General features: G+C 59.3%; 25 protein-coding genes. 18 read left to right on the top strand and 7 right to left on the bottom strand.

Annotation, left to right across the window (positions count from 1 at the left end; genetic code table 11):
* The first annotated feature begins 1 nt into the window (after position 1).
* The 3 genes from betB to ACN0VH_RS14365 all read left to right on the top strand — a co-directional run bounded on the left by betB (position 2) and on the right by ACN0VH_RS14365 (position 3,705).
* Positions 2–1,459, top strand: coding sequence for a betaine-aldehyde dehydrogenase (gene betB / locus ACN0VH_RS14375; RefSeq protein ID WP_417700981.1), 1,458 nt, complete (start codon positions 2–4; stop codon positions 1,457–1,459).
* 209 nt (positions 1,460–1,668) lie between these two features.
* Positions 1,669–3,324: a choline dehydrogenase gene (gene betA / locus ACN0VH_RS14370; protein ID WP_417700980.1), complete on the top strand. Its 1,656-nt coding sequence runs from the start codon at positions 1,669–1,671 to the stop codon at positions 3,322–3,324.
* A 141-nt stretch (positions 3,325–3,465) separates the two neighbouring features.
* Positions 3,466–3,705, top strand: a complete 240-nt coding sequence (locus ACN0VH_RS14365) for an HP1242/YdcH family protein (protein ID WP_278922617.1) — start codon at positions 3,466–3,468, stop codon at positions 3,703–3,705.
* A 134-nt stretch (positions 3,706–3,839) separates the two neighbouring features.
* Here the strand turns inward: ACN0VH_RS14365 and ACN0VH_RS14360 are convergent, their stop codons facing one another.
* The 3 genes from ACN0VH_RS14360 to ACN0VH_RS14350 all read right to left on the bottom strand — a co-directional run bounded on the left by ACN0VH_RS14360 (position 3,840) and on the right by ACN0VH_RS14350 (position 7,963).
* Positions 3,840–5,228, bottom strand: coding sequence for a helix-turn-helix domain-containing protein (locus ACN0VH_RS14360; protein ID WP_278922616.1), 1,389 nt, complete (start codon positions 5,226–5,228; stop codon positions 3,840–3,842).
* 161 nt (positions 5,229–5,389) lie between these two features.
* Complete coding sequence (locus tag ACN0VH_RS14355) at positions 5,390–6,598, bottom strand: multidrug effflux MFS transporter (RefSeq protein ID WP_417700979.1); 1,209 nt, start codon at positions 6,596–6,598, stop codon at positions 5,390–5,392.
* 48 nt (positions 6,599–6,646) lie between these two features.
* On the bottom strand, positions 6,647–7,963 hold the full coding sequence (locus ACN0VH_RS14350) for a M10 family metallopeptidase (protein ID WP_417700978.1): 1,317 nt from the start codon (positions 7,961–7,963) through the stop codon (positions 6,647–6,649).
* Positions 7,964–8,203: 240 nt separating this feature from the next.
* Between ACN0VH_RS14350 and ACN0VH_RS14345 the strand changes: the two genes are divergently transcribed.
* From ACN0VH_RS14345 to ACN0VH_RS14310, 8 genes are all read left to right on the top strand, one after another.
* Complete coding sequence (locus tag ACN0VH_RS14345) at positions 8,204–9,736, top strand: acyl-CoA carboxylase subunit beta (RefSeq protein ID WP_232404396.1); 1,533 nt, start codon at positions 8,204–8,206, stop codon at positions 9,734–9,736.
* Positions 9,737–9,748: 12 nt separating this feature from the next.
* Positions 9,749–10,171 (top strand): hypothetical protein, encoded by a 423-nt coding sequence (locus ACN0VH_RS14340; RefSeq protein WP_417700977.1) that lies wholly within the window; start codon positions 9,749–9,751, stop codon positions 10,169–10,171.
* A gap of 95 nt (positions 10,172–10,266) precedes the next feature.
* Positions 10,267–10,749: a DUF6497 family protein gene (locus ACN0VH_RS14335; RefSeq protein ID WP_417700976.1), complete on the top strand. Its 483-nt coding sequence runs from the start codon at positions 10,267–10,269 to the stop codon at positions 10,747–10,749.
* Positions 10,750–10,963: 214 nt separating this feature from the next.
* Positions 10,964–11,104, top strand: a complete 141-nt coding sequence (locus ACN0VH_RS14330; protein ID WP_417700975.1) for a hypothetical protein — start codon at positions 10,964–10,966, stop codon at positions 11,102–11,104.
* Between the two features lie 69 nt (positions 11,105–11,173).
* Positions 11,174–11,530: a hypothetical protein gene (locus tag ACN0VH_RS14325; protein WP_278922610.1), complete on the top strand. Its 357-nt coding sequence runs from the start codon at positions 11,174–11,176 to the stop codon at positions 11,528–11,530.
* 277 nt (positions 11,531–11,807) lie between these two features.
* Entirely contained in the window at positions 11,808–12,011 is a 204-nt protein-coding gene (locus tag ACN0VH_RS14320) for a hypothetical protein (RefSeq protein WP_278922609.1), read from the top strand.
* Between the two features lie 140 nt (positions 12,012–12,151).
* Positions 12,152–14,203, top strand: a complete 2,052-nt coding sequence (locus ACN0VH_RS14315) for an acetyl-CoA carboxylase biotin carboxylase subunit (protein ID WP_278922608.1) — start codon at positions 12,152–12,154, stop codon at positions 14,201–14,203.
* Between the two features lie 276 nt (positions 14,204–14,479).
* Positions 14,480–14,980 carry a hypothetical protein gene (locus tag ACN0VH_RS14310; protein WP_417700974.1) on the top strand — a complete coding sequence of 167 codons (501 nt, stop codon included), beginning with the start codon at positions 14,480–14,482 and terminating at the stop codon, positions 14,978–14,980.
* A 4-nt stretch (positions 14,981–14,984) separates the two neighbouring features.
* Here the strand turns inward: ACN0VH_RS14310 and ACN0VH_RS14305 are convergent, their stop codons facing one another.
* Positions 14,985–15,431, bottom strand: a complete 447-nt coding sequence (locus ACN0VH_RS14305) for a DUF4174 domain-containing protein (RefSeq protein ID WP_417700973.1) — start codon at positions 15,429–15,431, stop codon at positions 14,985–14,987.
* Between the two features lie 180 nt (positions 15,432–15,611).
* Between ACN0VH_RS14305 and ACN0VH_RS14300 the strand changes: the two genes are divergently transcribed.
* Positions 15,612–16,562 (top strand): hypothetical protein, encoded by a 951-nt coding sequence (locus ACN0VH_RS14300; RefSeq protein ID WP_417700972.1) that lies wholly within the window; start codon positions 15,612–15,614, stop codon positions 16,560–16,562.
* Positions 16,510–18,654 carry a methylmalonyl-CoA mutase gene (scpA, locus tag ACN0VH_RS14295; protein WP_417700971.1) on the top strand — a complete coding sequence of 715 codons (2,145 nt, stop codon included), beginning with the start codon at positions 16,510–16,512 and terminating at the stop codon, positions 18,652–18,654. Before ACN0VH_RS14300 ends, scpA begins: the two co-directional genes overlap by 53 nt.
* Before the next feature lie 116 nt (positions 18,655–18,770).
* Here the strand turns inward: scpA and ACN0VH_RS14290 are convergent, their stop codons facing one another.
* Positions 18,771–19,223, bottom strand: a complete 453-nt coding sequence (locus ACN0VH_RS14290; protein ID WP_417700970.1) for a hypothetical protein — start codon at positions 19,221–19,223, stop codon at positions 18,771–18,773.
* Between ACN0VH_RS14290 and ACN0VH_RS14285 the strand changes: the two genes are divergently transcribed.
* Genes ACN0VH_RS14285 through ACN0VH_RS14265 form a run of 5 tightly spaced genes read left to right on the top strand, consistent with a single transcriptional unit; the run spans position 19,222 to position 22,264 of the window.
* The gene (locus ACN0VH_RS14285) at positions 19,222–19,473 is read left to right on the top strand and encodes a hypothetical protein (RefSeq protein ID WP_417700969.1); all 252 of its coding nucleotides are present in this window, start codon (positions 19,222–19,224) and stop codon (positions 19,471–19,473) included. The two genes, ACN0VH_RS14290 and ACN0VH_RS14285, sit on opposite strands and share 2 nt — an antisense overlap.
* A gap of 29 nt (positions 19,474–19,502) precedes the next feature.
* Positions 19,503–20,105, top strand: coding sequence for a VOC family protein (locus tag ACN0VH_RS14280; RefSeq protein ID WP_417700968.1), 603 nt, complete (start codon positions 19,503–19,505; stop codon positions 20,103–20,105).
* Positions 20,106–20,153: 48 nt separating this feature from the next.
* A complete protein-coding gene (locus tag ACN0VH_RS14275) occupies positions 20,154–20,852 on the top strand; it encodes a molecular chaperone DjiA (RefSeq protein WP_278922601.1) in 699 nt (232 codons plus the stop codon).
* Positions 20,833–21,828, top strand: coding sequence for an endonuclease/exonuclease/phosphatase family protein (locus tag ACN0VH_RS14270; RefSeq protein ID WP_278922600.1), 996 nt, complete (start codon positions 20,833–20,835; stop codon positions 21,826–21,828). The genes ACN0VH_RS14275 and ACN0VH_RS14270 overlap by 20 nt, the downstream gene beginning before the upstream one ends.
* 31 nt (positions 21,829–21,859) lie before the next feature.
* A complete protein-coding gene (locus tag ACN0VH_RS14265) occupies positions 21,860–22,264 on the top strand; it encodes a hypothetical protein (protein WP_278922599.1) in 405 nt (134 codons plus the stop codon).
* Between the two features lie 45 nt (positions 22,265–22,309).
* Here ACN0VH_RS14265 and ACN0VH_RS14260 read toward each other — a convergent pair whose 3' ends face one another.
* Positions 22,310–23,854, bottom strand: a complete 1,545-nt coding sequence (locus ACN0VH_RS14260) for a Ppx/GppA family phosphatase (protein WP_417700967.1) — start codon at positions 23,852–23,854, stop codon at positions 22,310–22,312.
* Positions 23,855–23,911: 57 nt separating this feature from the next.
* Complete coding sequence (locus ACN0VH_RS14255) at positions 23,912–24,631, bottom strand: P-loop NTPase family protein (RefSeq protein WP_278922597.1); 720 nt, start codon at positions 24,629–24,631, stop codon at positions 23,912–23,914.
* Between the last annotated feature and the right edge of the window lies 1 nt (position 24,632).

Below are 24,632 nucleotides of genomic sequence, written 5' to 3'. Positions count from 1 at the left end.
CATGACTCATCCCGCTCAACCCAAAGCCAGCCATTTCATCAATGGCGCCTATGTCGAAGACACATCCGGCACCGCCATTCCGGTGATCTACGCCGCAACAGGTGAACAGATCGCCAGTGTACATGCAGCGACACCTGCGATTGTCGAACAGGCACTGGCCAGCGGCAAGGCCGCGCAACAGGCCTGGGCGGCCATGACGGGTATGGAACGCGGCCGCATCCTGCGCCGGGCGGCCGATATCATGCGGGACCGCAATCATGATCTGTCGGTGTTGGAAACCTATGATACCGGCAAACCGCTGCAGGAAACCCTGGTGGCGGATGCCACCTCGGGTGCCGATGCGCTGGAATATTTTGGCGGCTTGGCGGCCAGCCTGACCGGTGAACATATCCAATTGGGCGAAGACTGGGTTTATACCATCCGCGAAGCCTTGGGGCTTTGTGTGGGGATTGGTGCCTGGAACTATCCGACGCAGATCGCCTGCTGGAAGGGCGCGCCGGCCCTGGCCTGTGGCAATACCATGGTGTTCAAACCTTCCGAGGCAACACCGCTTTGTGCCTTGCAAGTTGCCGAGATCCTGCACGAGGCGGGGCTGCCTGCCGGGGTGTTCAATGTGGTACAGGGTCTGGGCGATGTCGGGGCGGCACTGGTGACCGACCCGCGGGTCAACAAGGTCTCGCTGACCGGATCGGCGCCGACCGGCAAAAAGGTCTATGCGGCAGCGGCGGCGGGGATGAAGCATGTCACCATGGAACTGGGCGGAAAATCCCCTCTGATCATCTTTGATGACGCGGATATCGAGAATGCCGTTGGTGGTGCCATCAATGGCAATTTCTACTCCTCGGGGCAGGTCTGTTCCAATGGTACCCGGGTCTTTGTGCAAAAGGGCATCAAGGAAAAATTCCTTGCCCGTCTGGCCGAACGCGTTGGTGCTGCGATGATTGGCGATCCGCTGGATGAGGCGACAAGCTTTGGCCCCATGGTCAATGAGGCGCAGATGAATATCGTGCTGGGCTATATTGAAAAGGGCAAGTCCGAGGGCGCCCGCCTGATCTGTGGCGGGGCGCGCTGCGACATGCCGGGCTGGTATCTGCAGCCCACGGTTTTTGCCGATGTGACGGATGAAATGACCATTGCGCGTGAAGAGATCTTTGGCCCTGTCATGTCGGTGCTGGAGTTCGATAGCGAAGATGAGGTTGTGGCACGGGCCAATGCCACCGAATTTGGCCTGTCGGCGGGGGTCTTCACCAAAGATTTCGCGCGGGCGCATCGGGTGATCGGCCAGCTTGAGGCCGGCAGCTGCTTTATCAATTCTTACAATGACGCACCGGTCGAGGCCCCCTTTGGCGGCGTAAAGGCCTCGGGGGTGGGGCGCGAAAACTCCAAAGAGGCCTTGAAGCACTTTAGCCAGGTGAAATCGGTCTATGTGCGCATGGGCGATGTCGAAGCGGCGTTCTGATTGCCCTTTTGGGCAACGCCCACCCACCCGCCCCGTTGCCCAAAAGGGCAGGGCGCAAGGGGTGCTGAGAAATCCGCTGAAGGCGCGACGCGTCCGCAGCGGGCCAGACCAATGATGAAGCAGAGTTTTACCGGCCACAGGATAGATCGCGCCTGGCGCGCGGCCCGGTGGCCTTTTGACCCAGTGAGACTTCGCGATGGAGACATGCGATGAAAGCGGAATATGTGATTGTGGGGGCGGGCTCGGCGGGTTGTGCCATGGCCTACCGGCTGTCAGAAGCGGGGAAATCGGTACTCATCATCGAACATGGCGGCAGTGATGCGGGCCCGTTTATCCAGATGCCGGGGGCACTGTCCTACCCGATGAACATGTCGCTGTATGACTGGGGCTATAAATCCCAGCCGGAACCGCATCTGGACAATCGCGAGCTGGTGACGCCGCGTGGCAAGGTGATCGGCGGGTCGTCCTCGATCAATGGAATGGTCTATGTGCGCGGCCACGCGGGTGACTATAATTACTGGGCCGAAAGCGGCGCGCAGGGCTGGTCCTACGCAGATGTGCTGCCCTATTTCAAACGTATGGAAACCTGGGATGACCGCGGCCAGGGCGGTGACCCGGACTGGCGCGGCAGTGACGGCCCGCTGCATGTCACCCGTGGCCCGCGCGACAACCCGCTGCACGCGGCCTTTGTCTCAGCCGGGCAGCAGGCGGGGTATCCTGTGACCAAAGATTACAACGGTGAACAGCAAGAGGGCTTTGGCCCGATGGAGATGACCGTCTACAAAGGCCAGCGCTGGTCGGCGGCCAATGCCTATCTGCGCCCGGCGCTGAAGCGCGATAGCTGCACCATGATCCGCGCCCTGGCGCGCAAAGTGGTCATCCAGCAGGGGCGCGCGACCGGGGTTGAGATCGAGCGCGGCGGCAAGGTTGAGGTGATCGAGGCCACAGAGGAGGTGATCCTGGCGGCCAGCTCGCTGAATTCACCAAAGCTGCTGATGCTGTCGGGCATTGGTCCGGCCAAACACCTGGCAGAACATGGTGTGGATCTGGTCGCAGATCGTCCCGGCGTTGGGCAAAACCTGCAAGACCACCTGGAGTTCTATTTCCAATACGCCTGCAAACAACCCATCACCCTGTTCAAATACTGGAACCTGCTGGGTAAGGCCTGGGTTGGCGCACAGTGGCTGTTCACCAAGACAGGGCTTGGGGCCTCGAACCAGTTCGAAAGCGCTGCGTTCATCCGTTCGGACAAGGGCGTCGACTATCCCGATATTCAGTATCACTTTTTGCCGATTGCGGTGCGCTATGATGGCCAGGCGGCAGCCGAAGGCCATGGGTTTCAGGCGCATGTGGGGCCGATGCGGTCAGAATCGCGCGGCAGGGTCACTCTGGCCAGCGCCGATCCGAAGGACGCACCAAAGATCTCTTTCAACTATATGTCGTCCGAGCAGGACTGGATCGATTTTCGCAAATGCGTGCGCCTGACCCGAGAGATTTTTGCGCAGGAGGCCATGCAGCCCTTTGTCAAACACGAAATCCAGCCTGGCGAAGCACTGCAAAGCGATGCGGAGATCGACAGCTTTATCCGGCAGCACGCCGAAAGCGCCTATCACCCTTGTGGCACCTGCAAGATGGGGGCGCTGGATGATCCGATGGCCGTTGTTGACCCAGAATGCCGGGTCATCGGCGTTGCAGGGCTGCGGGTCGCCGACAGTTCGATCTTTCCGCGCATCACCAATGGCAACCTCAACGGTCCATCGATCATGACCGGGGAAAAAGCGGCAGACCATATCCTTGGCCGCCGCCTGTCGGCCTCTAATGCGATGCCCTGGTTCCATGACAACTGGCAGGAAAGCCAGCGCTAGCTGGCGCTTTGCCTGTGGCGCACAGCACTGTCGCGGGCTGCCGTCCAAGGTGTTAACTTTTGGGGGGAATTGATCCGTATCAAGGTGGCGCAATCGCGGGGATCATAGGTTGCGGGTGAGCGATATAAAAGGAGCGAACAGATGTCCAATACCCCGCATGAGCTGGCAGCAGAGTTTCCCGAAAAGGCCGAGGTGATCAGCCAATTGAAACAGTCTGATGCCCATTTTGCCAAGCTGGCTGATGACTACCACGACGTGAACCGCGCTGTGCACCGGGCCGAAACCAACGTCGAGCCGGTAGAAGAGCTGGCAGAAGTCGAACTGCGCAAGAAGCGTGGTGCGCTGAAGGATCAGATCTGGGATATTCTGGCCAAAGCCTGAATACTATTGGTCTGCGTCTGGTCTTCTGGGCGTGGCAGAAAATACAGCAAGGGGGCGGCGATTACGCGCCCCCTTTTTGCTGTGCACTGCGGGCGTATAGCAGATGTACCGCGATAAGGGGGCGCCAGGAGTCATCAGCTCACCTCATAGGGGAGCACCCCGCGCTGGTCGCTGTTGATGCTGAGGCGGCGTTCTAGCGGCGGAACCGAACGTTGGTGGCAGTTTGTGCGCTCGCAGATGCGGCAGGAAATGCCGATGGGTTCAAAGGCCGTATCATGGCGCGTCTCCAGATTGTCGGCATAGACCAGCGCCTCTGCGTGGCGCAACTCACAGCCCAGCGAGATGGCGTAGCGGCGCACCGGCGCGCCAAAGGCCCCACCGGGTTTTGACACATCCCGCGCCAGCGAAATATAGCGCACCCCGTCCGGCGTTTCGGCCAGCTGGCGTAAAAAGCGCCCAGGCGTTTCAAAGGCGCGGTGCACATTCCATAGCGGGCAGGCACCACCAAAGCGGGCAAACTGCAGCCGCGTGGCGGAGTGCCGCTTGGTGATGGTGCCTGCCTGATCGACCCGGACAAAAAAGAACGGGATCCCCTTGGCGCCGGGGCGCTGCAAGGTCGAGAGGCGATGCGCCACTTGCTCTATCGAGGCGCTAAACCGGATGGCGAGCCGTTCGAGATCATGGCGATCCTCTTGGGCGGCGGCCAGAAAACGGCCATAGGGCATCAGCGCTGCCCCGGCGAAATAGTTCGCCAGGCCAATCTTGGCGATGGCGCGGGCTTCGTCGCTTTGGAAGCGGGCAAAATCCAAGGTAGCTTCTAGCAGGCTGTCCTGGCTGAACAGGGCAACCTGCAATAGCAGCTGAAATACCTGGGTTGACGGCGTGGCGCGGTTTGACAGTCGCAGGGTGCGGCTCTCGGGGTCGTAGTGGCGTAGCCCCTCCATGTCGCAGATCAAAATGGTGATGCCTGCGGTTTCCAGCGCGGTGGTGGCTGCCAGCCGTGCATCTGCAGATCCGGCAAAGCGTTCGGCGGCCCGATCCACCGCGTCAATGTAGTTGTCGCAATAATGGAAGAAATCGCGCACCTCTTCCCAGGGGCTGGCCTGAATGCGGGAATCCTCGCGCCCCAGTGCCTCGTCCAGCGAGGCAAGGCGCTCATGCGTCTGGCGATAGGCGCGGTGCAGGCTAAGAAAGGCGCGCGCCAGGGCCGGCGCATTTGATGCTGTAAGTCGCAGATCCGCCATCGGCGGGGTGTCATCGGCAAAAACCGGGTCGGCCATGGCCTCGCGCATGTCGCTGACCAGGCGCTCACTGTCGCCGGTCGACAATTCGGTGACATCCATGCCAAATTCCTGCGCCAGGGCCAAAACAACCGTGGTGGAAACGGGTCGGTTGTTGTTCTCCATCTGGTTCAGATAGGGCAGAGATACGCCAAGTTTGGCGGCGAAACCCTTTTGCGTCAGGTCAAGCCGGGTACGCATTTCACGCAGTTTGGCACCTGCATAGAGTTTCTGAGTGGCCATCGGGGGCACCTTTGCAAATTCCGGGTGCCGCTACTGTATAAATGCAAATTTCACGATGCAAGCCGCCGACCGCAAAAGGTAAGCCGCCTGCCTCGGGGGGGCGTTGGCCAGCGTATCGGGCTTTGGGGAAACGGATCAGGCGGGGGGCAGGGCTGGTTCTGCTAGCGCAGGTGCTGCTCGCGCTTGATCACCATAGCAATGGAAAGCAGCCCCAGTATGGCGGTGCAGAACATGATTAGCAGCAAGGGGACAGCGGTGGTGCCGGGCACCAGAACCCAACCGGCCATGCCGCTGAGACAGGCACCTCCGCCCAGCATGATTGCGCCGCTCAGCCCCGAGGCAGACCCCGCAAGATGTGGCCGTACAGAGATCGCCCCGGCGGTAGCATTGGGGATTGCCATGCCATTGCCAAGCCCGACGATGCACATAAGGCCAAAGAAGGAATAAACCGAATCCAGCCCTGCCAGCGCCAGCGCCAGCGACAGCGCAACGCCGCAGCCATTCACGATGCAGCCCCAGAGCACCATCCGATTGACGCCGAAGCGCATTGAAAAACGCCCTGATATAAAGTTGCCAAAGAAATAGCCGACCGCCGGGGTCGAAAAGAACAGCCCCAGCATTGCCGGGCTCAGCCCATAGAGATTTGCCCCCAGAAACGGTGCCCCGCCAAGATAGGCAAAGAAAGAGCCAGAGGCGAGACCAGAGGCCAGCGAATAGCCCCAAAAGCGCGGCGAGAAGATCAGCTCAGGGTATTCGGCAAACTGTGCCGCCAGCGTCTTGCCGCTTTTGACGGCAGTTTCGCCAAAATCAAAATAGGTCAGCATGTAGACCAGCGCGGCACAGAGCGCCAAAAGCCAGAAGTTGGACTGCCAGCCAAACAGCTGATCCAGCACCCCGCCAATGGCCGGGCTGATCATCGGCACAATCGCCACCCCCATGGTGACATAGCCCAGCATACTGGCCGCCCGGTCGGTGTCGTACAGATCACGCACCGCCGCCCGGCTCAGTACCATGGTTGCGGCAATAGCCGCCTGGGCCATGCGAAATGCCAGGAAGATTTCGGCGGTGGGGGCAAAGATACAGCCCAGTGTTGCCAGGATGAACAGCAATATGCTGGCCAGAATCACCGGGCGGCGCCCCATCTTGTCTGAAATCGGCCCAACCACAATCTGCACCGCCGCATTGACAGCAAGGTAGAGCGCCACGGAAAGCTGCATCAGCCGGTAGTCAGCTTGAAAATGTTCCGCCATGCCGGGCAGGGCAGGCAGAAAGACATTCATCGCCAGGGCCGACAGCCCTGCCAGAAGGATCAGTGTCGCGATATGTGGCTTGCTCATCGTGGGATGCGCGGAGGGCTGGGGATTTTGCATGAAACTGGCTTAGATCAGCCCGGTGAGATTGTCTATTCCTAGATCGTCTCAAATGAGAAAGTATTCGCTGAGGCTGGCCAATGTGACGTCACGGAGCAGCAGGCTGCTATCTGCATCAAAGTCAAAAACCACTCCTTCGGCGCTGTCGTGGGCCTGACCCAAAATATCACTGTGGCTGCCATGGCCCATTATCTTCAGCCGATCCTCCTGGACGATAAAATCGCTGACCGTGTCGTGGCCACCGCGCCCTTTGAAGACAAAGATATCATCGCCGTATCCGCCGATCAGCAGGTCATCTCCGGCTTGGCCATCCAGCCTGTCTTTGCCGCCGTTGCCTGCCAAACGATCATCGCCGGCACCGCCCCAAAGGCGGTCACGCCCATGCCCGCCCAGCAGCTGGTCATCGCCATCATCGCCGCGTAGCGTATCCCGCCCCCAGCCGCCGGTTATCCGGTCGTCCCCGGCCTTTCCAACCAGATAGTCGTGGCCTCCGTAGCCGTGCAAAACATTGTCGAGCGCATTGCCAATAAGCCGGTCATCCCCCTTGGCGCCAATAGCCCGTTCAATCATGCTGCCAAAGGCGATGACCGCATCATGGCTGCTGTCAAAGGATGAAAACGCCCCCTGGCGCAGGTCAAGCGTGACCCCATGATGGCGTCCATCCGCATCCAGAAAATCAATGCCGCCAGTGTCCCAGATGCTGTCGACGGTGGTGGTCCGGCAGCCCGTGTAACGGGTGTCATCTTCGTTATGGCTGGCCGCGCCCCAGATATCCTGAAGGGCCAAGATGTCGAACAGCATCATGGCGTCGCTGTCTTCCCCGTTATGCGGATTGGCGCGGTAGGACATGACAGAGTAGAGATTGCTATCATATTCCTGCGGCAAGGCGTCATCGGCTTCGAAGGTATGGCGCAGCCCCATGGCATGGCCCAATTCGTGCAGCAGCAGGTCGACATACTGCCCCGAAGACAGATCCAGTGTTGCGTCATAGGCGACAAAGCCGTCCCAATCAGTGATCTTGCTGCCCTGATAACGGATAGAGTAGCCACCACTGCCGATGGTTGCCCCGGGCAGGGAAACGGCTGCAACATTCAGGTCGGGGTCATCGGTGCGTTTAACCTGCACAAATTCAACATTGAGAAAGCTTTCGATATGGGTAAGCGCGGCCTCGAAGTTGGCCTTTTCCGCCCAGTTCATTCGACGCCATCCGCTATATTCTGTTGAGGTCGGAAGATCCCCCGCTGCGCTGCCACCTGCATATTGATAGCTGATCTTGTATGGCGCGTCATTGCTGGTGTTCAACGGATCACTCAGATTGAAGCGCGTGTATTGCATGGCTGTGATGATTTCGCTGTGACGTAACATGTTGATGCCCGATTTTATGTGAACCGGGGGTGATACTGCGCAGTATCCCTTGAACGAAGAGTGAACGTAGTAAGGCGAAAATATGTTGCATTGGATCGATTTTGGAAACAGTTGTATTGTTAGCAAATATTCAACTATTCATTAACTGTATGCAAAATGTTTGCAAATTTGCCAAATTTACCTTTGGCTTGTGCGGCGCGGGCGTTAGGCTGTGGCAAAATCTATATGGGGACCCGTGCAATGAAAGATATCCTGTCCGAGCTGGAAGACCGCCGCAATGACGCACGTCTGGGGGGCGGGCAGCGCCGTATCGATGCCCAGCATGCGCGCGGCAAGCTGACCGCGCGCGAGCGTATCGAGCTGCTGTTGGATGAGGATAGCTTTGAAGAGTTCGACATGTTCGTCGCGCATCGCTGCACGGATTTTGGCATGGAAAAGCAAAAGCCTGCAGGGGATGGCGTGGTCACCGGCTGGGGCACCATCAATGGCCGTATGGTCTATGTGTTCAGTCAGGATTTCACCGTCTTTGGTGGTTCACTGTCGGAAACCCATGCGCAGAAGATCTGCAAAATTCAGGATATGGCGATCCAGAATGGGGCGCCGATCATCGGCATCAATGATTCCGGTGGGGCCCGTATTCAGGAGGGCGTGGCTTCGCTGGCCGGCTATGCCGAGGTGTTCCAGCGCAATATCATGGCCAGCGGCGTGGTGCCGCAGATCTCGGTGATCATGGGGCCCTGCGCCGGCGGCGCGGTTTATTCGCCTGCGATGACGGATTTCATCTTTATGGTGAAAGACACCTCTTACATGTTTGTGACCGGCCCCGATGTGGTCAAGACCGTCACCAACGAGGTGGTCACTGCCGAAGAGCTGGGCGGTGCATCAACCCATACCAAGAAATCCAGCGTCGCCGATGCGGCCTTTGAAAATGATGTAGAGGCCTTGGCCGAGGTGCGCCGTCTGGTTGATTTCCTGCCGCTGAACAACCGGGAGAAACCCCCGGTGCGCCCTTTCTTTGATGAACCAGGCCGCATTGAAGACAGCCTGGATACCCTGATCCCGGCCAACCCCAATTCGCCCTACGACATGAAAGAGCTGATCACCAAGGTTGCGGACGAAGGCGATTTCTACGAAATTCAGGAAGATTTTGCCAAGAACATCATCACCGGGTTCATTCGCCTTGAAGGTCAGACTGTGGGCGTTGTTGCCAACCAACCGATGGTGCTGGCGGGCTGCCTGGATATCGACAGCTCGCGCAAGGCGGCGCGCTTCGTGCGGTTCTGCGATTGCTTTGAAATTCCAATCCTGACGCTGGTCGATGTGCCCGGCTTTCTGCCTGGTACGTCCCAGGAATATGGCGGCGTGATCAAACATGGTGCCAAGCTGCTGTTCGCCTATGGTGAAGCCACGGTGCCAAAGGTCACGGTGATCACCCGCAAGGCCTATGGCGGAGCCTATGACGTGATGGCCTCCAAGCACCTGCGTGGTGATTTCAACTATGCTTGGCCCACCGCTGAAATCGCGGTGATGGGTGCCAAGGGCGCGACTGAAATCATTCATCGGGGCGATTTGGGCGATGCGGACAAGATCGCCGCCCATACCGCCGATTATGAGACCCGGTTTGCCAATCCCTTTGTGGCGGCTGAACGCGGTTTCATCGACGAGGTGATTCAGCCCAAATCCACCCGCCGTCGGGTCTCTCGTGCCTTTGCCTCTCTGCGGGGCAAGTCGTTGAAGAACCCGTGGAAAAAACACGACAATATCCCTCTGTAAAGGGTGATGGTGATGCGCCGGAGCGGTTGGCATATCCTGCAGGAAGGGGGCATATTGACGCTCTGTCGTCAGACGCCTGCGCGGCTTGATGTTGCGGTCACCGTGGCGCTGCCATCGGCAGATCCGCTGCGGTTGGCGCAGCAGATCCGCCAGGACATGTGGCGCGCGGTGCAAAATGTGCGTGGCTTTTCCCCGGTGGTGCAGGTGGAGCCACATGCCGAGGGGCTGCTGGTGACGGCAGGCGGGCGTGTCGCGGGGCGTGTGCCAGGCAATTTGGCCTCTGAAATCAAGGCGGTGTTGGAAGACGAGGTGAAGCGCAGCCGGTGGCTGCGGTATGCCCGGTCAGGCAAGAACCGATTAAAAACTGTGCAGGTAGAGGAAAAGCTGCACAAATGTACAACAGGGTTTGACAAAGAGGCCGAGACTGGACAATGATCCATCCCAACCGATACCGGATAGCGCGCGCCAGTGGCGCAGCGCCAGCAGCCCCGCCCGGAGGAGCCCAAGTTGTTGGGGGGTGGGGTTGCGGTTTGGATGGTCCGGTTTCCCCTGTTTCGACGGTAATTCTGCTTGGCTGTGCCCTGGCCTTATCGCTGGTGGTCATCCCTGTTCACGCGGATGAGGCCAATCTTTCGGGGGCCTTTGTGCCGGTTTCCGTGCCGTCTGGTCAGCGGGTTCTGCTGTCAGAGGTGCTGTTGGATGACAGCCCCGGGGCGCTCTGGGCTCGGTTTCGCTTTGTCGCGCCAGAGATTTCGCGCCAGACGGATGTGGCAGATGACGCAACGGCGGCTGCAGCCGGGCGCATGGATTATGAACGCAGCGCCGCCGACATGGAACACCTTTGCGGCTCTGTCGTGCTGGACTACCTGCGCGAACACGCGCTGTCGCCCAGCATGGTGGTGATCTCCTTTTCGGACCGTCCGGTGGAATTTGGTTTTCAGGATGCCGAAGCAACCCAGTTTTTTGAGGCCTATCGCCTGGAAAAAGATCGCTGCATCTGGGAGGCATTCTGATGTTTCTACAACATCTTGCGGCGGGCTGCGGGGCTCGGCATGTTTTTGCGACTTTGTGGTCACAGGCCCTTGGGTGGGCAGCTTTTCGATGTGAATTGGTCGTTATCCCGGCTATCCTTGGCGCGATTGGTCGCAGTACCTTTCACCTATTGAGGCTGGGGCCGGACAGCACCCCTAGTGCTGACGGCTTCGCAAAACAAATCAGGAGACAGAAATGTCCAAGAGCATCAAGTTTATCACGCTGGCGGGTCTGCTGGGGATGGTTGCTGCCTGCGGCAGCAAGCAGGAAGAGTTTGTTGTGGTTGAGCCCGAGCCCATCTCGGTCGAGCCAGCATACACCGGCAAATACAAGTAACGACAAGAGGGGTCCGGCCCTGTGGCCGGCCCCAGCCGACCCTCGGGGTGCCGGACTGGAGGCACCATCATGTTAAAGCACCGTGGGTTCCCTGGCCGTTTGCCAGGAACAGATTTCCAATTTGTCGTGCGTCGTCCCAATCCCAAAGGGGTAACAGCACTGACGCGACGCGAACGTTTTCGCGATCGCAAGCCAATGGACCGCCGCGCCGACGCTGCGTTTATGCAGGCGCTGTTGCAGCAGTTTGGCGACCAACCCTTTGAACGTGGCAACTTGGATGCCGGTCGGCTGAGCTGGCTGTTTGGGCGCGAAGTTCTGCCAGCTGAAGATCCCTTTGATCCGGCCTCATACGAGGCGCTCTTGGTGATCGACATGGAGGCAGCGCAGCTGTCATTCCCGGATGCGTTTGAAGGTAAAAACCTGTGAACGCCGGGGCGAAGCATGATGCCGACTGGTGCTGCGCCGGGGGGGAACCCCGCGCAGCCAACCTGCAGGTTTATGGCAATGCCCCGCCGCTTTCTGGCTCTGTCCGTCGGCTTGTCCAGTGCCGCACCACAGGGCAGGCAAGAGCCCGCCGAAAGGGCGTGACCCATGGGCGCGCTCCTGCTCATTTTGCGCCGTTTCGCGCGTTGCCATTGCTTGACAGTGCGGTAGCTGCTTTTTGGCTGCGAGAGAAACTCTCCCGCAGAGAAGGAGTAACATCATGCGAGCAATCATTTTTACACTTGGGTTTGGTGCCGCCGCGAGCCTGTCTGCCTGTGGCGAAACGACCGGCGAACAGGTCATTTACGGCGCAGGCGCCGGCGCGGTCGGGTCGGCCTTGCTGCATGGCAACCTGGTCACAGGCGCGGCCGTTGGGGCGGCTGCCAACCTCGTCTATTGCAAGGAAAACCCCCGTAAGTGTTAAGGCCGCATCTGCGCGCCGCTTTTTGACCTGCCTAGCCCATTCTCGGGCGGCACATGACATCCACGCAAACGCCGCGGGCGCGCCATGGGCGCAGCCGCGGCGTTTTGCATTCCGGCATATAAAAGAACAAGGGACTGCCAATGTTTGAAAAGATCCTGATCGCGAACCGAGGCGAAATCGCCTGCCGTGTTATCAAGACAGCCCGCAAGATGGGCATCAAAACCGTTGCGATTTATTCGGACGCGGACAAGCAGGCCCTGCATGTGCAAATGGCCGATGAAGCGGTACATATCGGCCCACCCCCGGCCAACCAATCCTATATCGTCATCGACAAGGTGATGGAGGCCATCCGCGCCACGGGCGCCCAGGCGGTACACCCCGGCTATGGTTTCCTGTCGGAAAATTCCAAATTTGCCGAGGCCCTGGCAGCCGAAGGCGTTGCCTTTGTCGGCCCCCCCGTTGGTGCCATTGAAAAAATGGGTGACAAGATCACCTCGAAGAAGATCGCCAAGGAAGCCGGTGTCTCCACGGTGCCAGGCCACATGGGCCTGATTGAAGACGCGGATGAGGCGGTGAAGATCTCGCAAGAGATCGGCTATCCGGTGATGCTCAAGGCCTCTGCCGGCGGCGGCGGCAAGGGCATGCGGATTGCCTGGAACGATGCAGAAGCGCGCGAGGGCTTTCAGTCTTCCAAGAACGAGGCGGCAAATTCCTTTGGCGATGACCGTATCTTCATCGAGAAATTTGTCACCCAGCCGCGCCATATCGAAATTCAGGTGCTCTGCGATGCCCATGGCAATGGCATTTACCTGGGCGAGCGCGAATGCTCGATCCAGCGGCGCCAGCAGAAGGTTGTGGAAGAAGCGCCAAGCCCCTTTCTGGATGAAGCCACCCGCAAGGCGATGGGCGAACAGGCCGTCGCGCTGGCGCAGGCGGTTGACTATGCCTCTGCCGGTACCGTGGAATTCATCGTTGATGGTGACAAGAACTTCTACTTCCTGGAAATGAACACCCGCCTGCAGGTGGAACATCCGGTGACCGAGCTGATCACCGGTGTCGATCTGGTTGAACAGATGATCCGGGTTGCCAATGGTGAACCGCTGAGCATTACCCAGGACGATGTGCAGCTGAACGGCTGGGCCATTGAAAACCGGCTCTATGCCGAAGATCCCTATCGCGGTTTCTTGCCTTCGATTGGCCGCCTGACCCGTTACCGCCCGCCCGCCGAGATTGCCGCCGGCCCCCTGTTGGACAGTGACAAATGGCAGGGCGATGCCCCGGCGGGTGATGGCTTTGCAGTGCGCAATGATACCGGCGTCTATGAAGGCGGCGAGATCTCGATGTATTATGACCCGATGATTGCCAAGCTTTGCACCTGGGCACCAACCCGCGATCAGGCGATCGAGGCGATGCGCAATGCGCTGGACGGTTTCGAGGTGGAAGGCATCGGCCATAACCTTCCGTTCCTGTCGGCGGTGATGGATCACCCGATCTTTATTGAAGGCACGATGACCACCGCCTTTATCGAAGAGCAATACCCAGAAGGCTTTGACGGGGTTGAATTGCCCGAGGCTGACCTGCGCCGAATTGCAGCCTCGGCAGCGGCGATGCACCGGGTGGCCGAAATTCGCCGCGCGCGGGTATCGGGCCGTATGGACAACCACGAACGTCGGGTTGGCACGGACTGGATGGTTTCGCTGCAGGAGCAGCACTTCCCCGTCAGCATCGAGGCCGACCAGCAGGGGGCTTCGGTCACTTTTGAAGATGGCGGTACTATGCGCATTTCCAGCAGCTGGACGCCGGGTGATCAGCTGGCGACAATCGATGTTGATGGCACGCCCTTGGTGTTGAAGGTCGGCAAGGTCTCTGGGGGCTTTCGCATCCGGTCACGCGGTGCCGATCTTATCGTACATGTGCGCACGCCCCGGCAGGCCGAACTGGCCGAGCTGATGCCGGAAAAAATCGTGCCTGATACCTCTAAGCTGCTGCTGTGCCCAATGCCGGGATTGATCGTCAAGGTCGAGGTCGAGGTTGGCCACGAGGTGCATGAGGGCCAGGCGTTGTGCACGGTTGAAGCGATGAAGATGGAAAACATCCTGCGGGCCGAAAAGAAAGGCGTGGTTGCCAAGATCAACGCAAGCGCCGGCGATAGCCTGGCGGTTGACGATGTGATCATGGAATTTGAGGGGTGACCTTTGGGGCAGGCATAGGCGCGACAGCGGGGGCAGGGGGCTTCGGTTTCCCACTCTCGCAACTGCCCAGGCAGCGCCTGCGCGTTTCGCCTGCCCCAATGCAGATTTCTGCCTCCCGGCAAAATCGGCTGGCTAACCAGTCATCCCGTCGGGCAATCAACCGACGGGCGATGGGCTTGGGCACCAAGGGGCAAAATGCCGCCGCCCAAGATCCATGCACCAAATCTTTAGCTTTTCATGCGACATCACGCGTATCGATTACTCGCAAGGTGACGTATGCTTCGTTCTGCAATTGCTCTGATTTCAACGGTTTTTGTTATCTCGGGCTGTGCCTTGGACAAGGAAGAAGATCTGCGTTTGCAGCTGTCCCAATGGGTCACGTTGGGCGAGACCTATTTCTTTCAATCCAGCAGCACATGCACGGCTGCCGTCTTCCACACCGAGTCCCCCCGCATTTCATCGCTTTTGACGGCGGCGCGATCAGTGGATACCGGGCTGAAAATGCTGGAACAGGGGCAGCCACTGGTCTTCAAGGTGGGCAACAAATCCCCCAACGCGTTGGTCGAATCCATCATGTCGCGGGATTTGCCACAGGGAATCAGTATGTTGAATTCGGGCCTGGCCGGGGTCAACTGCATGAGCGAGCTGGTCAAATCAATCTACCATCAGGCGATAATGAATCCCACCTCGCGTATGGCCTTCATTCCCGACGGCCATGGCATCATGATTGTAGATGCCCAGGCCAAGGCGGTGATCTACGTGCGCAGCAACGGCTAGCGCGTCATTTCTCGCGCCGGTCTTCCACCTCGCGCAGACGGTCGGGAAATTTGTCGATGCTGCGGGACAGCTCGCGCACCGTCCAAGGGTGGGGTTTGCGTAGCTTGACGCCGCCATCCTTGCCGACCAGCACCAGCATGAAACCGCGCGGGCGCAGCGCTTTGCGCAGAGGCGATGCTGCGCTTGGGTTGGTATCGGTCAAGACCACGACATCGCGATCCAGCAGCGCCTGCTGCTCGCTCTCCAGATATGCCATCTGCTCGCTGAAGCGCGGGTCTTCAGGGCTGTCTGCAAAGACCACCACCGGGCGTTTGTGCCACTGGAAACTGGCCAGATTAACGCCTTCGCCAGATTGGATCAGGGCTGGTTGTTCCGCTGTGTCGGCCAATGCGGAACAGCCCAGCGCGGGGGTGAGAAAACTTGATAAAACAAGGGCTAGGAATGGTTTCATAATCTCTCCTGTTGGGTTCAATATATGCGGCTGGCGCGCAATTGCGATGGGGAATTGGTCGCAGGACAGAAATAACCGCACAGGTGTTAATCGCTTTGAGAGGGTCAGGGGCTAATGATGACGCACCTTTCCCTAACCGGGGGGCACAAAAGGCCCCCTGTCCAACACACAGGAAATGCGATGCAAGTCTGTCTTCACCTCGGGGCACACCGTTGTGCCACCACTTCCTTTCAGGAGTATCTGCGCCAGAATGCGACAGATCTGGCCAAGCAGGGAATTGGGTTCTGGGGGCCGCGACGGACTCGCAACGGGCTGTTGCATGGGGTGCTGCCTACCCCAGCAGTGGGCCGCGTTGAGGCACATGCCAAACGGGCGCGCGGGCGGATCAGGATGAATTTGCACCAAAGCCGCGCCCGCGGGGTCAAAACCCTGGTGATCAGCGATGAAAACCTGATTGGCAGCACCCGTACCAACCTGCGTCTGGGCGGGCTGTATAGTGGTGTTGGCGAACGTATGGCACGCTACGCAGAGGCCTTTGACGGGCAGCTGAATACGGTTGCACTGAATATCCGCAGTCTGGAATCCTATTGGGCCTCGGCCCTGACCTATGCGGTGGTGCGCGGACACAGGGTGCCTTCTGCACAGCAGGTGCAAAACCTTGCCACCAGTCGCCGCAGCTGGCGCGATGTGATCAGCGATATTGCCTGTGCGATGCCGGGTGTTACCATCAAGGTCCTGCCGTTTGAAACCTTTGGCGGCCGCCCCGAAGTTCAGCTGTCTGTTCTGAGCGGGCAGGAGGCGCCGCGCAGCTATGCACGGGTGCGGCTCAACAGCTCCATGCGGCTGGAGGATATGCGGGCGCATCTCATGGACAGCGCCGCCGGTGCCTTGCCCAAGGGTGAGGGACGCTGGCGCCCCTTTGACGAGACCCAATGCGCCATGATGCGCGAGAATTATGCAGACGATCTGATGTGGCTGGCGGGTGGGGCCGAAGGCCTTGCCCAGCTGGTCCAGGACCCAGAACAACCGGCGGCGGGACTGAACCTGCCCCACAGTGATGTGACAAGAGGAAGACCCCATGACAAGCAAGCCCAAGACAAGCACAACCGACGATTGGCGGGCTCTGGCTGAAAAAGAGCTCCGTGGCCGCCCACTCGATGATCTAACCTGGAAGACACTCGAGGGGATCGACGTCAAGCCGCTCTATACTGCTGAAGACACCGATGCGCTGCCGCATATGGGCACGCTGCCAGGATTTGGCCCCTTTACCCGTGGCGTCAAGGCCACCATGTATGCCGGCCGCCCCTGGACCATCCGGCAATATGCCGGCTTTTCCACCGCCGAAGAATCCAACGCCTTTTACCGCCGCAACCTGGCTGCGGGCCAGCAGGGTGTTTCCGTGGCCTTTGATCTGGCCACCCACCGTGGCTATGACAGCGATCATGAACGAGTTGTCGGTGATGTCGGCAAGGCTGGCGTGGCAATCGATAGCGTCGAGGACATGAAGATCCTGTTCGACGGCATTCCGCTCGATAAGGTTTCCGTTTCGATGACGATGAATGGCGCGGTGATCCCGATCCTTGCCAGTTTTATCGTGGCGGGCGAAGAGCAGGGCCATGACCGGGCTTTGCTGGCGGGCACCATTCAGAACGACATTCTGAAGGAGTTCATGGTGCGAAACACCTATGTCTATCCGCCGGAACCTTCGATGAAAATCATCTCGGATATCATTGAATATACTTCAAACGAGATGCCCAAATTCAACTCGATCTCGATTTCCGGCTATCACATGCAGGAAGCGGGTGCGAACCTGGTGCAGGAACTGGCCTATACCCTGGCGGATGGCCGCGAATATGTTCGTGCCGCCACCGAGGCGGGCATGGATGTGGATAAATTTGCCGGTCGGCTCAGCTTCTTCTTTGCCATCGGGACCAATTTCTTCATGGAAATTGCCAAGCTGCGCGCGGCTCGGACCCTGTGGCACCGGGTGATGACAGAATTCAACGCCCAGTCTGACCGTTCCAAGATGCTGCGGACCCATTGCCAGACCTCGGGCGTGTCGCTGCAGGAACAGGACCCCTATAACAATGTGATCCGCACCGCCTATGAGGCGATGTCGGCGGTTCTGGGTGGCACCCAGTCGCTGCATACGAACGCCCTGGATGAAGCCATCGCACTGCCGACTGAATTTTCCGCCCGCATCGCCCGCAATACCCAACTGGTGCTGCAGGAAGAAACCGGTGTCACAAATGTGGTCGACCCGCTGGCCGGATCCTACTACGTCGAAAGCCTGACGAACGAGCTGATCGACAAGGCCTGGGCCTTGATGTCGGAGGTTGAGGAAATGGGCGGTATGACCAAGGCGGTTGCCTCTGGCATGCCCAAGCTGCGCATCGAGGAAAGCGCCGCGCGGCGTCAGGCCATGATTGACCGCGGCGAAGAGGTGATTGTCGGCGTCAACAAATACCGCAAGGAAAAAGAAGACCCGATCGACATCTTGGATGTGGACAATGTTGCCGTACGCGAAAGCCAGATTGCGCGTCTGAAAAAGATGCGGGCCGATCGGGACGAAACCGCCTGCCAGGCGGCACTGGATGAGCTGACAACACGGGCCAAAGAAGGCGGTAACTTGCTGGAAGCAGCGGTTGAGGCGGCAAGAATGCGGGCCTCTGTAGGAGAAATCAGCATGGCTATGGAGAAAGAATTTGGTCGTCACCGCGCCGAGGTGAAGACCCTGGCCGGGGTTTACGGTGCTGCCTATGAAGGCGACGCAGGCTTTGCCGCCATTCAGAAATCCATCGAAGAGTTTGCCGAGGAGGAGGGGCGTCGGCCACGTATTCTCGTGGTGAAGATGGGCCAGGACGGCCACGACCGGGGCGCCAAGGTGATTGCCACAGCCTTTGCTGATATTGGTTTTGATGTGGATGTGGGCCCGCTGTTCCAAACACCGGCCGAAGCCGCGCAGGATGCCATTGACAACGATGTGCATGTGATTGGCATCTCTAGCCAGGCGGCGGGGCACAAGACCCTGGCACCACAATTGGTGAAAGAGCTGAAAGCCCAGGGGGCCGAGGATATTTTGGTGATCTGCGGCGGGGTGATCCCGCAGCAGGACTATCAGTATCTCTATGACAATGGCGTCAAAGCGATCTTTGGTCCGGGCACCAATATCCCCGAGGCGGCGCAGGATGTCCTGAGACTGATCCGCGAAGCGCGCAGCTAAGCAGAGCGGTGCTGCAACAGAAAAGCGAAACCTCATACAAGAAGGGCGCAGGGTTTCCTGCGCCCCTTTTTTCTGGTCGGTTGTTTCAGATGCGAGTGCGCTTGACGCTGCAAGGATCAGGAATAAAAGTCGATCTGGGATTGTGAGCTGTCATATCCGGCCTGTTCCAATGCGGTCTGAACAGCCTGTCCCAAAGTTACCTCTCCCGGCTGGCTTCCGTCATAGGCCTCAACCGCATCGGCAATCAACTGGACAACTGCGTCATCAACCGTGGCAACCCCCTGGGTTTCTTGTGGCGGGGCCGGTGACCCGTTGCGGCGGTCAGACTCGCCAATGCCAGTCTGGGCTGCCCGCTTGGAGGCACCGCTGCCGGCGCCAGCCAGAGACGCGGCCAGATCAGGCCCTGCGGCCAAATCCTGTTCCCTGACCTGAAACACAACGGTTCGGGCATTTTCATCCAGAAGGTTGTCGCCGTCAAAGCTGGACAGAAACTCAGCGAGTTTTGCAGCTTGCTCTTCGTTCATCTTTGTCGATTTCTTATAGAGGTTCGACATTAACTCCTGGGTCATGGATCCTTGGATCATCATCAGGGCGGCTCTCCTACAGGGTTTCAACAGGCCGCGTTTCGCGGTCGGCCCAATTGAAATCGAAGCGGGTAAACAAGGAAATAGCTTTGTGCTCAGGTTGCTAAAATGCTGTGCGCTTTCAGCTGTTTTTCTTTATAATTTGATTGATATCAGGGGCTTGTGGTTAATGGCGCGTAAAGAGGGCGCGCTTGCCGCAGGCACAGCTTTCAACTTGTATGTTGCCAAAGACTGACTAGGCTGCGGCGCAAATAGGAGAATGTGATGGAACTTGATCATCTGGCCGTGGCCGGTGCCACCCTGCAAGAGGCTGTCTCACATGTGGAAGAGGCCCTTGGCGTGCCGCTGCAGCCGGGTGGGCAGCACGCGATGTTTGGCACCCATAACTACCTGTTGGGGCTGGCTGATGGGCTGTATCTGGAGGCCATCGCCATTGACCCGCAGGCGGAACCGCAGCGGCGGCCCTGCTGGTTTGATCTGGATCGCTTTGCCGGTGCGCCCCGCCTGAGCAATTGGATTTGCCGCTGTGCGGATTTGCCGGGATTGCTGGCGCAGCTGCCCGCAGGGGCGGGTGAGCCAGTGGCCCTGCAGCGGGGCGATCTGAAATGGGACATGGCGGTGCCGCAGGATGGTATCCTGCCCTATGACAACCTGTTCCCGGCGCTGATCGAGTGGCACTCTGATCATCCGGCGCCCCGGTTGCAGCAACAGGGATGTCGCCTGCATCATCTGACCCTGTCGCACCCCGAGGCGGATGCGCTGCAAGAACTGCTGCCAATTGCTGATGCGCGGGTCAGTTTTACCACCGGCCCGATCGGCTATGAGGCTGAATTTGACACCCCTCATGGGCGCCGTCTGCTGCGCTAGCCGCGCGACAGCGCAGACACAGGATGATTTTCGCGATAAGGTTTTGATATGTCTCTGTGGTCCAGAATAACCGACGCGCTTGCTGCGCTTGGCAATGGTGAAAGCCTGGCCAATGTGTTCGACCGCCTGCGGGCGCCGCCTGAACGCTCGGTGGCCTTTGCCATTGCGGTTATTGCCCTGGGGGCCAAGATGGCCAAGGCCGACGGCCAGGTCACCCGCGATGAGGTCACCGCCTTTCGCGAAGTTTTTCAGATTGCCCGCACTGATGAGGCCGGCGCGGCGCGTGTCTTTGACATGGCCCGCACCGATATCGCGGGTTACCAGGACTATGCCGCCCGTATTCAGCGAATGTTTGCCTCAGATCCCAGCACCCTGTGCGATCTGATGGAGGGCCTGTTTCACATCGCCATGGCTGATGGGTTCTACCACCCAAATGAAAATGACTTTCTGCAGGACGTTAGCCGGATCTTTGGCCAGACGCCCGAACAGTTTCGCGCACTGCGGGCGCGGTTTGTTCCGGATGCCCCTAAGGACCCCTATACGGTTCTTGGGGTTTCGGCTGATATGCCCCGCGATGAAATTCGCAAACACTGGCGGCGGCTGGTACGCGATACTCACCCCGATGCAATGATCGGGCGCGGAGTCCCGGAAGAAGCCGTGCGCCTGGCCGAAAAGCGCCTGATCGACATCAATCGCGCCTGGGATGCGATCAACGGATGTGCCAAACATGCGCCTGGTCACCTATAATATCGAATGGTTCTCGCATCTGTTTGATGGCGACGACCAGCTGATGCTTGATGGACGCCCTTCGCGGCGGCGCGGGGTGGACCGCTATACCCAGGGGCGGGCCATTGCCCATGTCCTGGATCGGCTTGATGCCGATGCGGTGATGGTGATCGAGGCCCCCAATAGCGGGCACCGTCAGAAATGCACCCGTGCGCTGGAAAATTTTGCCGCCCAGGCAGGGCTGCGTTGCAACAAGGCGGTGTCTGGCTTTGCCACGCATACCGAGCAGGAAATCGCGTTGATGTTTGATCCGGACCAGCTGCAGGTTCAGGTCGATCCGCAGTCCAGTTCGCAGGCGCCGTGCTTTGATACCACCTTTCATATTGATCTGGATGTCGATGACCGCGAGGATCCGGTACGCTTTTCCAAGCCACCGCTGGAGCTGCAGGTCACGACCAAGGGCGGCACCACGCTGCGGATGATTGGCGTCCACCTGAAATCCAAGGCCCCCTATAATGCCAAGACCCCAGAAGAGGTGGTGCGGATCTCGATTGCCAACCGGCGCAAGCAACTGGCCCAGGCCGTCTGGCTGAGTCGTCGGGTGCAGCAGCATCGTCGGGCGGCAGAGCCGGTGATCGTGATGGGTGATCTGAATGACGGGCCAGGCCTTGATGAATATGAACGCCTGTTTGACAAATCCTCGGTTGAGATTGTCATGGGCGCCGATCTGACCGATCCGAATGCGCAAAGCCTGGTGCAGCCGCGCGCCTGGGGGCAGCCCGCGACGGCGCGGTTTTATCATGCTGAAAGCAAACGCTACTTTGGTGCCTTGCTGGATTATATCATGATCTCGCCCGAGCTGGCGGCGCGGGCACCACGCTGGCGTATCTGGCACCCGTTTGAAGATGGCGCATGCTATGCAGATAGCGATCTTCGTACCGCCCTCTTGGCGGCCTCTGATCATTTTCCTGTCTCGCTTGATCTGGAACTGACTTAAAATTCCATGGCAAAGGTCATATATACAACTTATGAAACATTTTCTTGCCCCCGCCCTGATCGCCAGCTGCCTGCTGACCCCGCCGCTTGCCGCGCCGGCCCATGCTCAGGACAGCGCGGATGGATCCAGCCTGATGGAGCGCGGCGTCGAGCTGTTCTGGGAAGGGCTGCGCCAGGAAATGGCCCCCTCTCTGCAGGAACTGGAGGGGCTGATGGAGACCATTGGCCCATCCATGCAGGGCTTTCTGCGTGAAATGGGGCCCGCCCTGGCAGAGATTGCCGGCAAGGTCGAAGACTGGAGCCGCTATGAGGTGCCCGAGATTTTGCCCAATGGCGATATCATCATTCGCCGCAAGCCAGAGCCGCCGCAAGCCGAACCGGACCCGCCAGCCGAGCAGGAGATGGCACCGCTGCCCGAGGGAAGCACCGACCTGTGATCAAGCGCGGGCAACCCGTGTAGCGTTGTTATTGTTCGCCTGAGGTCAAGAGATGATCTTGACGCTCAGCTCGGCCTCTAGCGCATCGGCCAGGGATTGGAGCCGCCCCTCGGCGACCTCACCAAACAGATCCTCAATGGCGCAAGGTAGTTCCAGGCAGAGATGCCGTTTGCGCGGCTGCCATTTCAGCTTGCCAATGTCGCCGTCGACGCTGACCATCAGCATGGCGCCAAACCGCATTGCCTTGCCCAGGATCTCGGCCTCTTTCTGGCCTTTTTCATCCAGAAGATCATAGAGATACTCAAAGGCGGTGCCGCGCCGCTTGTTGCGATATCGGTGCAGCAGCGACAGGCCAAGGAAGATCCGTTCCGAATGTTTCAACCCGCCCAGATTGGCGCGGGTGGCATTGTCGAAACAGACCTCTGCGCGGTAATCGGGATGGGCGCGCCAGCTTACATCATGCAGCAGGCAGGCGGCCTTGATCAGGCGCTTTTGCGTCTGCGGACCAGAACTGAACAAGGGCAGTACAAAGTTATACAGCGTCTTGCCAAAACCGGGCAGGCGGGCATCCTTGGATTCGGCAAAGCGGCAGGATTCCACCAGGGGATCGCGGTTGCGTAGCCTTTGCGGCATTTGTTCATATAGCAACCCTTCGCGGATGCCATAGCTGGAGATGGCGATATCCTTGGGCTTGAAGGTTTTCACCAGCCGCGACAGCACATCAATCGCATAGGGCACCAGCGACATACGCGCGTTGGAAATACCGCAGGCGTTGCGCAGCTCCTCCATATCGCTTGCATCGATAAATTTCATCGTCTCGCGCACATCGCGTGCGGTCATGCGGTATTCATGCAGCACCTTAAGCGGATAGCCGCGCCGCATCATGTCGACGCGGGCAATCGCCCGCCAGCTGCCCCCCACCAGAAACAGCCGGTCGGTCTGTTTGCCCATCTCTGCGCTCAGCTCTGTCATCACCGCCGAGATATGCGCCTGTCGCCCGCGTCGCCCGCCCTTGATGTCGCGCAGTTTGAGCGGCCCCAGCGAAGAGGTCAGCCTCTTGCCGACCTCACCATCGTGGATTTCGGCCAATTCCATCGAAGAGCCGCCGATATCGCAGACCAGCCCGTATGAGCCAGGCCAGCCCAGCAACACGCCCTGGGCTGAAAGACGGGCCTCTTCGCGCCCGTCAATGACCCAGATCTTCAGGCCGGTTTCGCGTAGCACTTCGGCGCAAAAGTCAGGCCCATCCTTGGCATCGCGCACCGCCGCAGTGGCCACCACCGACAGCCCCGGCAGCCCCATGCCCTGGGCCAGGTGCTGGAAACGGCGCAGGGCAGAGAGGGCGCGCTGACGGCCCCCGGGGTTCAACTTGCCCGTTTCGGACAGGCCAGCCCCCAGCGCGCACATGATCTTTTCATTGTAGAAATAGGCTGGGCTGCGTGCGGCACCGTCAAAGATTACCATCCGAACCGAGTTGGAGCCGACATCAACCACCCCAACCCGCGACAGGGCGCGGGCGCTGGGGTCTTCAAAGACGGGTTGACCAAAGGGCCCCCAGTCGGCGGTGGGGGTGTCCTGGGCTTCGGTCATGGGCACCTCGTCGGTTTTGTGTTGTTTTGGCTAGGGTGGGGCAAGCCCAGAACCAGGTCAATCGACTGTGACTGCGACATCTCTGGTTTCTGGCTGGGTGTTGATTGGGGGATCCTGCGACATCAGCCGCACGGCAAGGGGGCGTGACAGGGTACGGCCTTCGGACAGGGACAGATTATCGAGCTGATCGACAATCAGCGCTGCGGCAGCAAAAGAACGATCCATATGGGCCACCAGATAGGGGATGACATCAGGTTTTGGCGTAACCTGCCTGTCGTTAAACAATTTCGCCAGCACCACCGCCAGCAGGGCGTCGTCTGGCGCCTGCAGTTCTGCATGGGTGGCAGCCTGAACCCGGCTTTGCAGATCTGGCAGTGTCAGCTGCCACAGGTTGGGTGCGGCGCGACCGGTGAGCATCAGCGCATGGCCATTGGACAGCACCAGATTGTGCAGATGAAACAGCGCGTTCTGGGCCTCAAGGTTGCCGGCAATGGCTGGTATATCTTCAACCACCAGCGGGCACTGGGCCAGGGCGGGCACCTGATCTTCGCGCAGGCTGCCTGCTGACAGGATGCGCGCACCGGCTTGATTTGCCCAGACATGGGCCAGATGGGTCTTGCCCGCGCCCGCTGGCCCGGTCAGCACCAGTTTGCCGCTGGGCCAGGCAAAGGCGGGATCCAACAGTGCGACGGCCATCGCATTGGACGGGGCAACAAAAAAGTCATCTCGCCCCAGCGTGGGTTTCACCGGCAAATCAAAGCTGAGTTGTCGTGCCATA

It is taken from the genome of Pseudophaeobacter sp., assembly GCF_048267565.1.
GTDB lineage: Bacteria > Pseudomonadota > Alphaproteobacteria > Rhodobacterales > Rhodobacteraceae > Pseudophaeobacter > Pseudophaeobacter profundi.
This window is presented reverse-complemented; position numbering and strand designations above follow the sequence as displayed.

Bases quoted from the DNA above. Each gene is read 5' to 3' on its own strand.
- ACN0VH_RS14330 (WP_417700975.1), top strand. From the start codon at position 10,964: ATGTCCAAGAGCATCAAGTTTATCACGCTGGCGGGTCTGCTGGGGATG.
- ACN0VH_RS14285 (WP_417700969.1), top strand. From the start codon at position 19,222: ATGGATCCTTGGATCATCATCAGGGCGGCTCTCCTACAGGGTTTCAAC.
- ACN0VH_RS14345 (WP_232404396.1), top strand. From the start codon at position 8,204: ATGAAAGATATCCTGTCCGAGCTGGAAGACCGCCGCAATGACGCACGT.
- ACN0VH_RS14280 (WP_417700968.1), top strand. From the start codon at position 19,503: ATGGAACTTGATCATCTGGCCGTGGCCGGTGCCACCCTGCAAGAGGCT.
- ACN0VH_RS14290 (WP_417700970.1), bottom strand. From the start codon at position 19,223: ATGACCCAGGAGTTAATGTCGAACCTCTATAAGAAATCGACAAAGATG.
- ACN0VH_RS14355 (WP_417700979.1), bottom strand. From the start codon at position 6,598: ATGCAAAATCCCCAGCCCTCCGCGCATCCCACGATGAGCAAGCCACAT.
- ACN0VH_RS14325 (WP_278922610.1), top strand. From the start codon at position 11,174: ATGTTAAAGCACCGTGGGTTCCCTGGCCGTTTGCCAGGAACAGATTTC.
- ACN0VH_RS14350 (WP_417700978.1), bottom strand. From the start codon at position 7,963: ATGTTACGTCACAGCGAAATCATCACAGCCATGCAATACACGCGCTTC.
- ACN0VH_RS14305 (WP_417700973.1), bottom strand. From the start codon at position 15,431: ATGAAACCATTCCTAGCCCTTGTTTTATCAAGTTTTCTCACCCCCGCG.
- ACN0VH_RS14310 (WP_417700974.1), top strand. From the start codon at position 14,480: ATGCTTCGTTCTGCAATTGCTCTGATTTCAACGGTTTTTGTTATCTCG.
- scpA (WP_417700971.1), top strand. From the start codon at position 16,510: ATGACAAGCAAGCCCAAGACAAGCACAACCGACGATTGGCGGGCTCTG.
- ACN0VH_RS14260 (WP_417700967.1), bottom strand. From the start codon at position 23,854: ATGACCGAAGCCCAGGACACCCCCACCGCCGACTGGGGGCCCTTTGGT.
- ACN0VH_RS14270 (WP_278922600.1), top strand. From the start codon at position 20,833: ATGCGCCTGGTCACCTATAATATCGAATGGTTCTCGCATCTGTTTGAT.
- ACN0VH_RS14365 (WP_278922617.1), top strand. From the start codon at position 3,466: ATGTCCAATACCCCGCATGAGCTGGCAGCAGAGTTTCCCGAAAAGGCC.
- ACN0VH_RS14320 (WP_278922609.1), top strand. From the start codon at position 11,808: ATGCGAGCAATCATTTTTACACTTGGGTTTGGTGCCGCCGCGAGCCTG.
- ACN0VH_RS14315 (WP_278922608.1), top strand. From the start codon at position 12,152: ATGTTTGAAAAGATCCTGATCGCGAACCGAGGCGAAATCGCCTGCCGT.
- ACN0VH_RS14265 (WP_278922599.1), top strand. From the start codon at position 21,860: ATGAAACATTTTCTTGCCCCCGCCCTGATCGCCAGCTGCCTGCTGACC.
- ACN0VH_RS14275 (WP_278922601.1), top strand. From the start codon at position 20,154: ATGTCTCTGTGGTCCAGAATAACCGACGCGCTTGCTGCGCTTGGCAAT.
- ACN0VH_RS14360 (WP_278922616.1), bottom strand. From the start codon at position 5,228: ATGGCCACTCAGAAACTCTATGCAGGTGCCAAACTGCGTGAAATGCGT.
- ACN0VH_RS14300 (WP_417700972.1), top strand. From the start codon at position 15,612: ATGCAAGTCTGTCTTCACCTCGGGGCACACCGTTGTGCCACCACTTCC.
- betB (WP_417700981.1), top strand. From the start codon at position 2: ATGACTCATCCCGCTCAACCCAAAGCCAGCCATTTCATCAATGGCGCC.
- betA (WP_417700980.1), top strand. From the start codon at position 1,669: ATGAAAGCGGAATATGTGATTGTGGGGGCGGGCTCGGCGGGTTGTGCC.
- ACN0VH_RS14255 (WP_278922597.1), bottom strand. From the start codon at position 24,631: ATGGCACGACAACTCAGCTTTGATTTGCCGGTGAAACCCACGCTGGGG.
- ACN0VH_RS14340 (WP_417700977.1), top strand. From the start codon at position 9,749: ATGCGCCGGAGCGGTTGGCATATCCTGCAGGAAGGGGGCATATTGACG.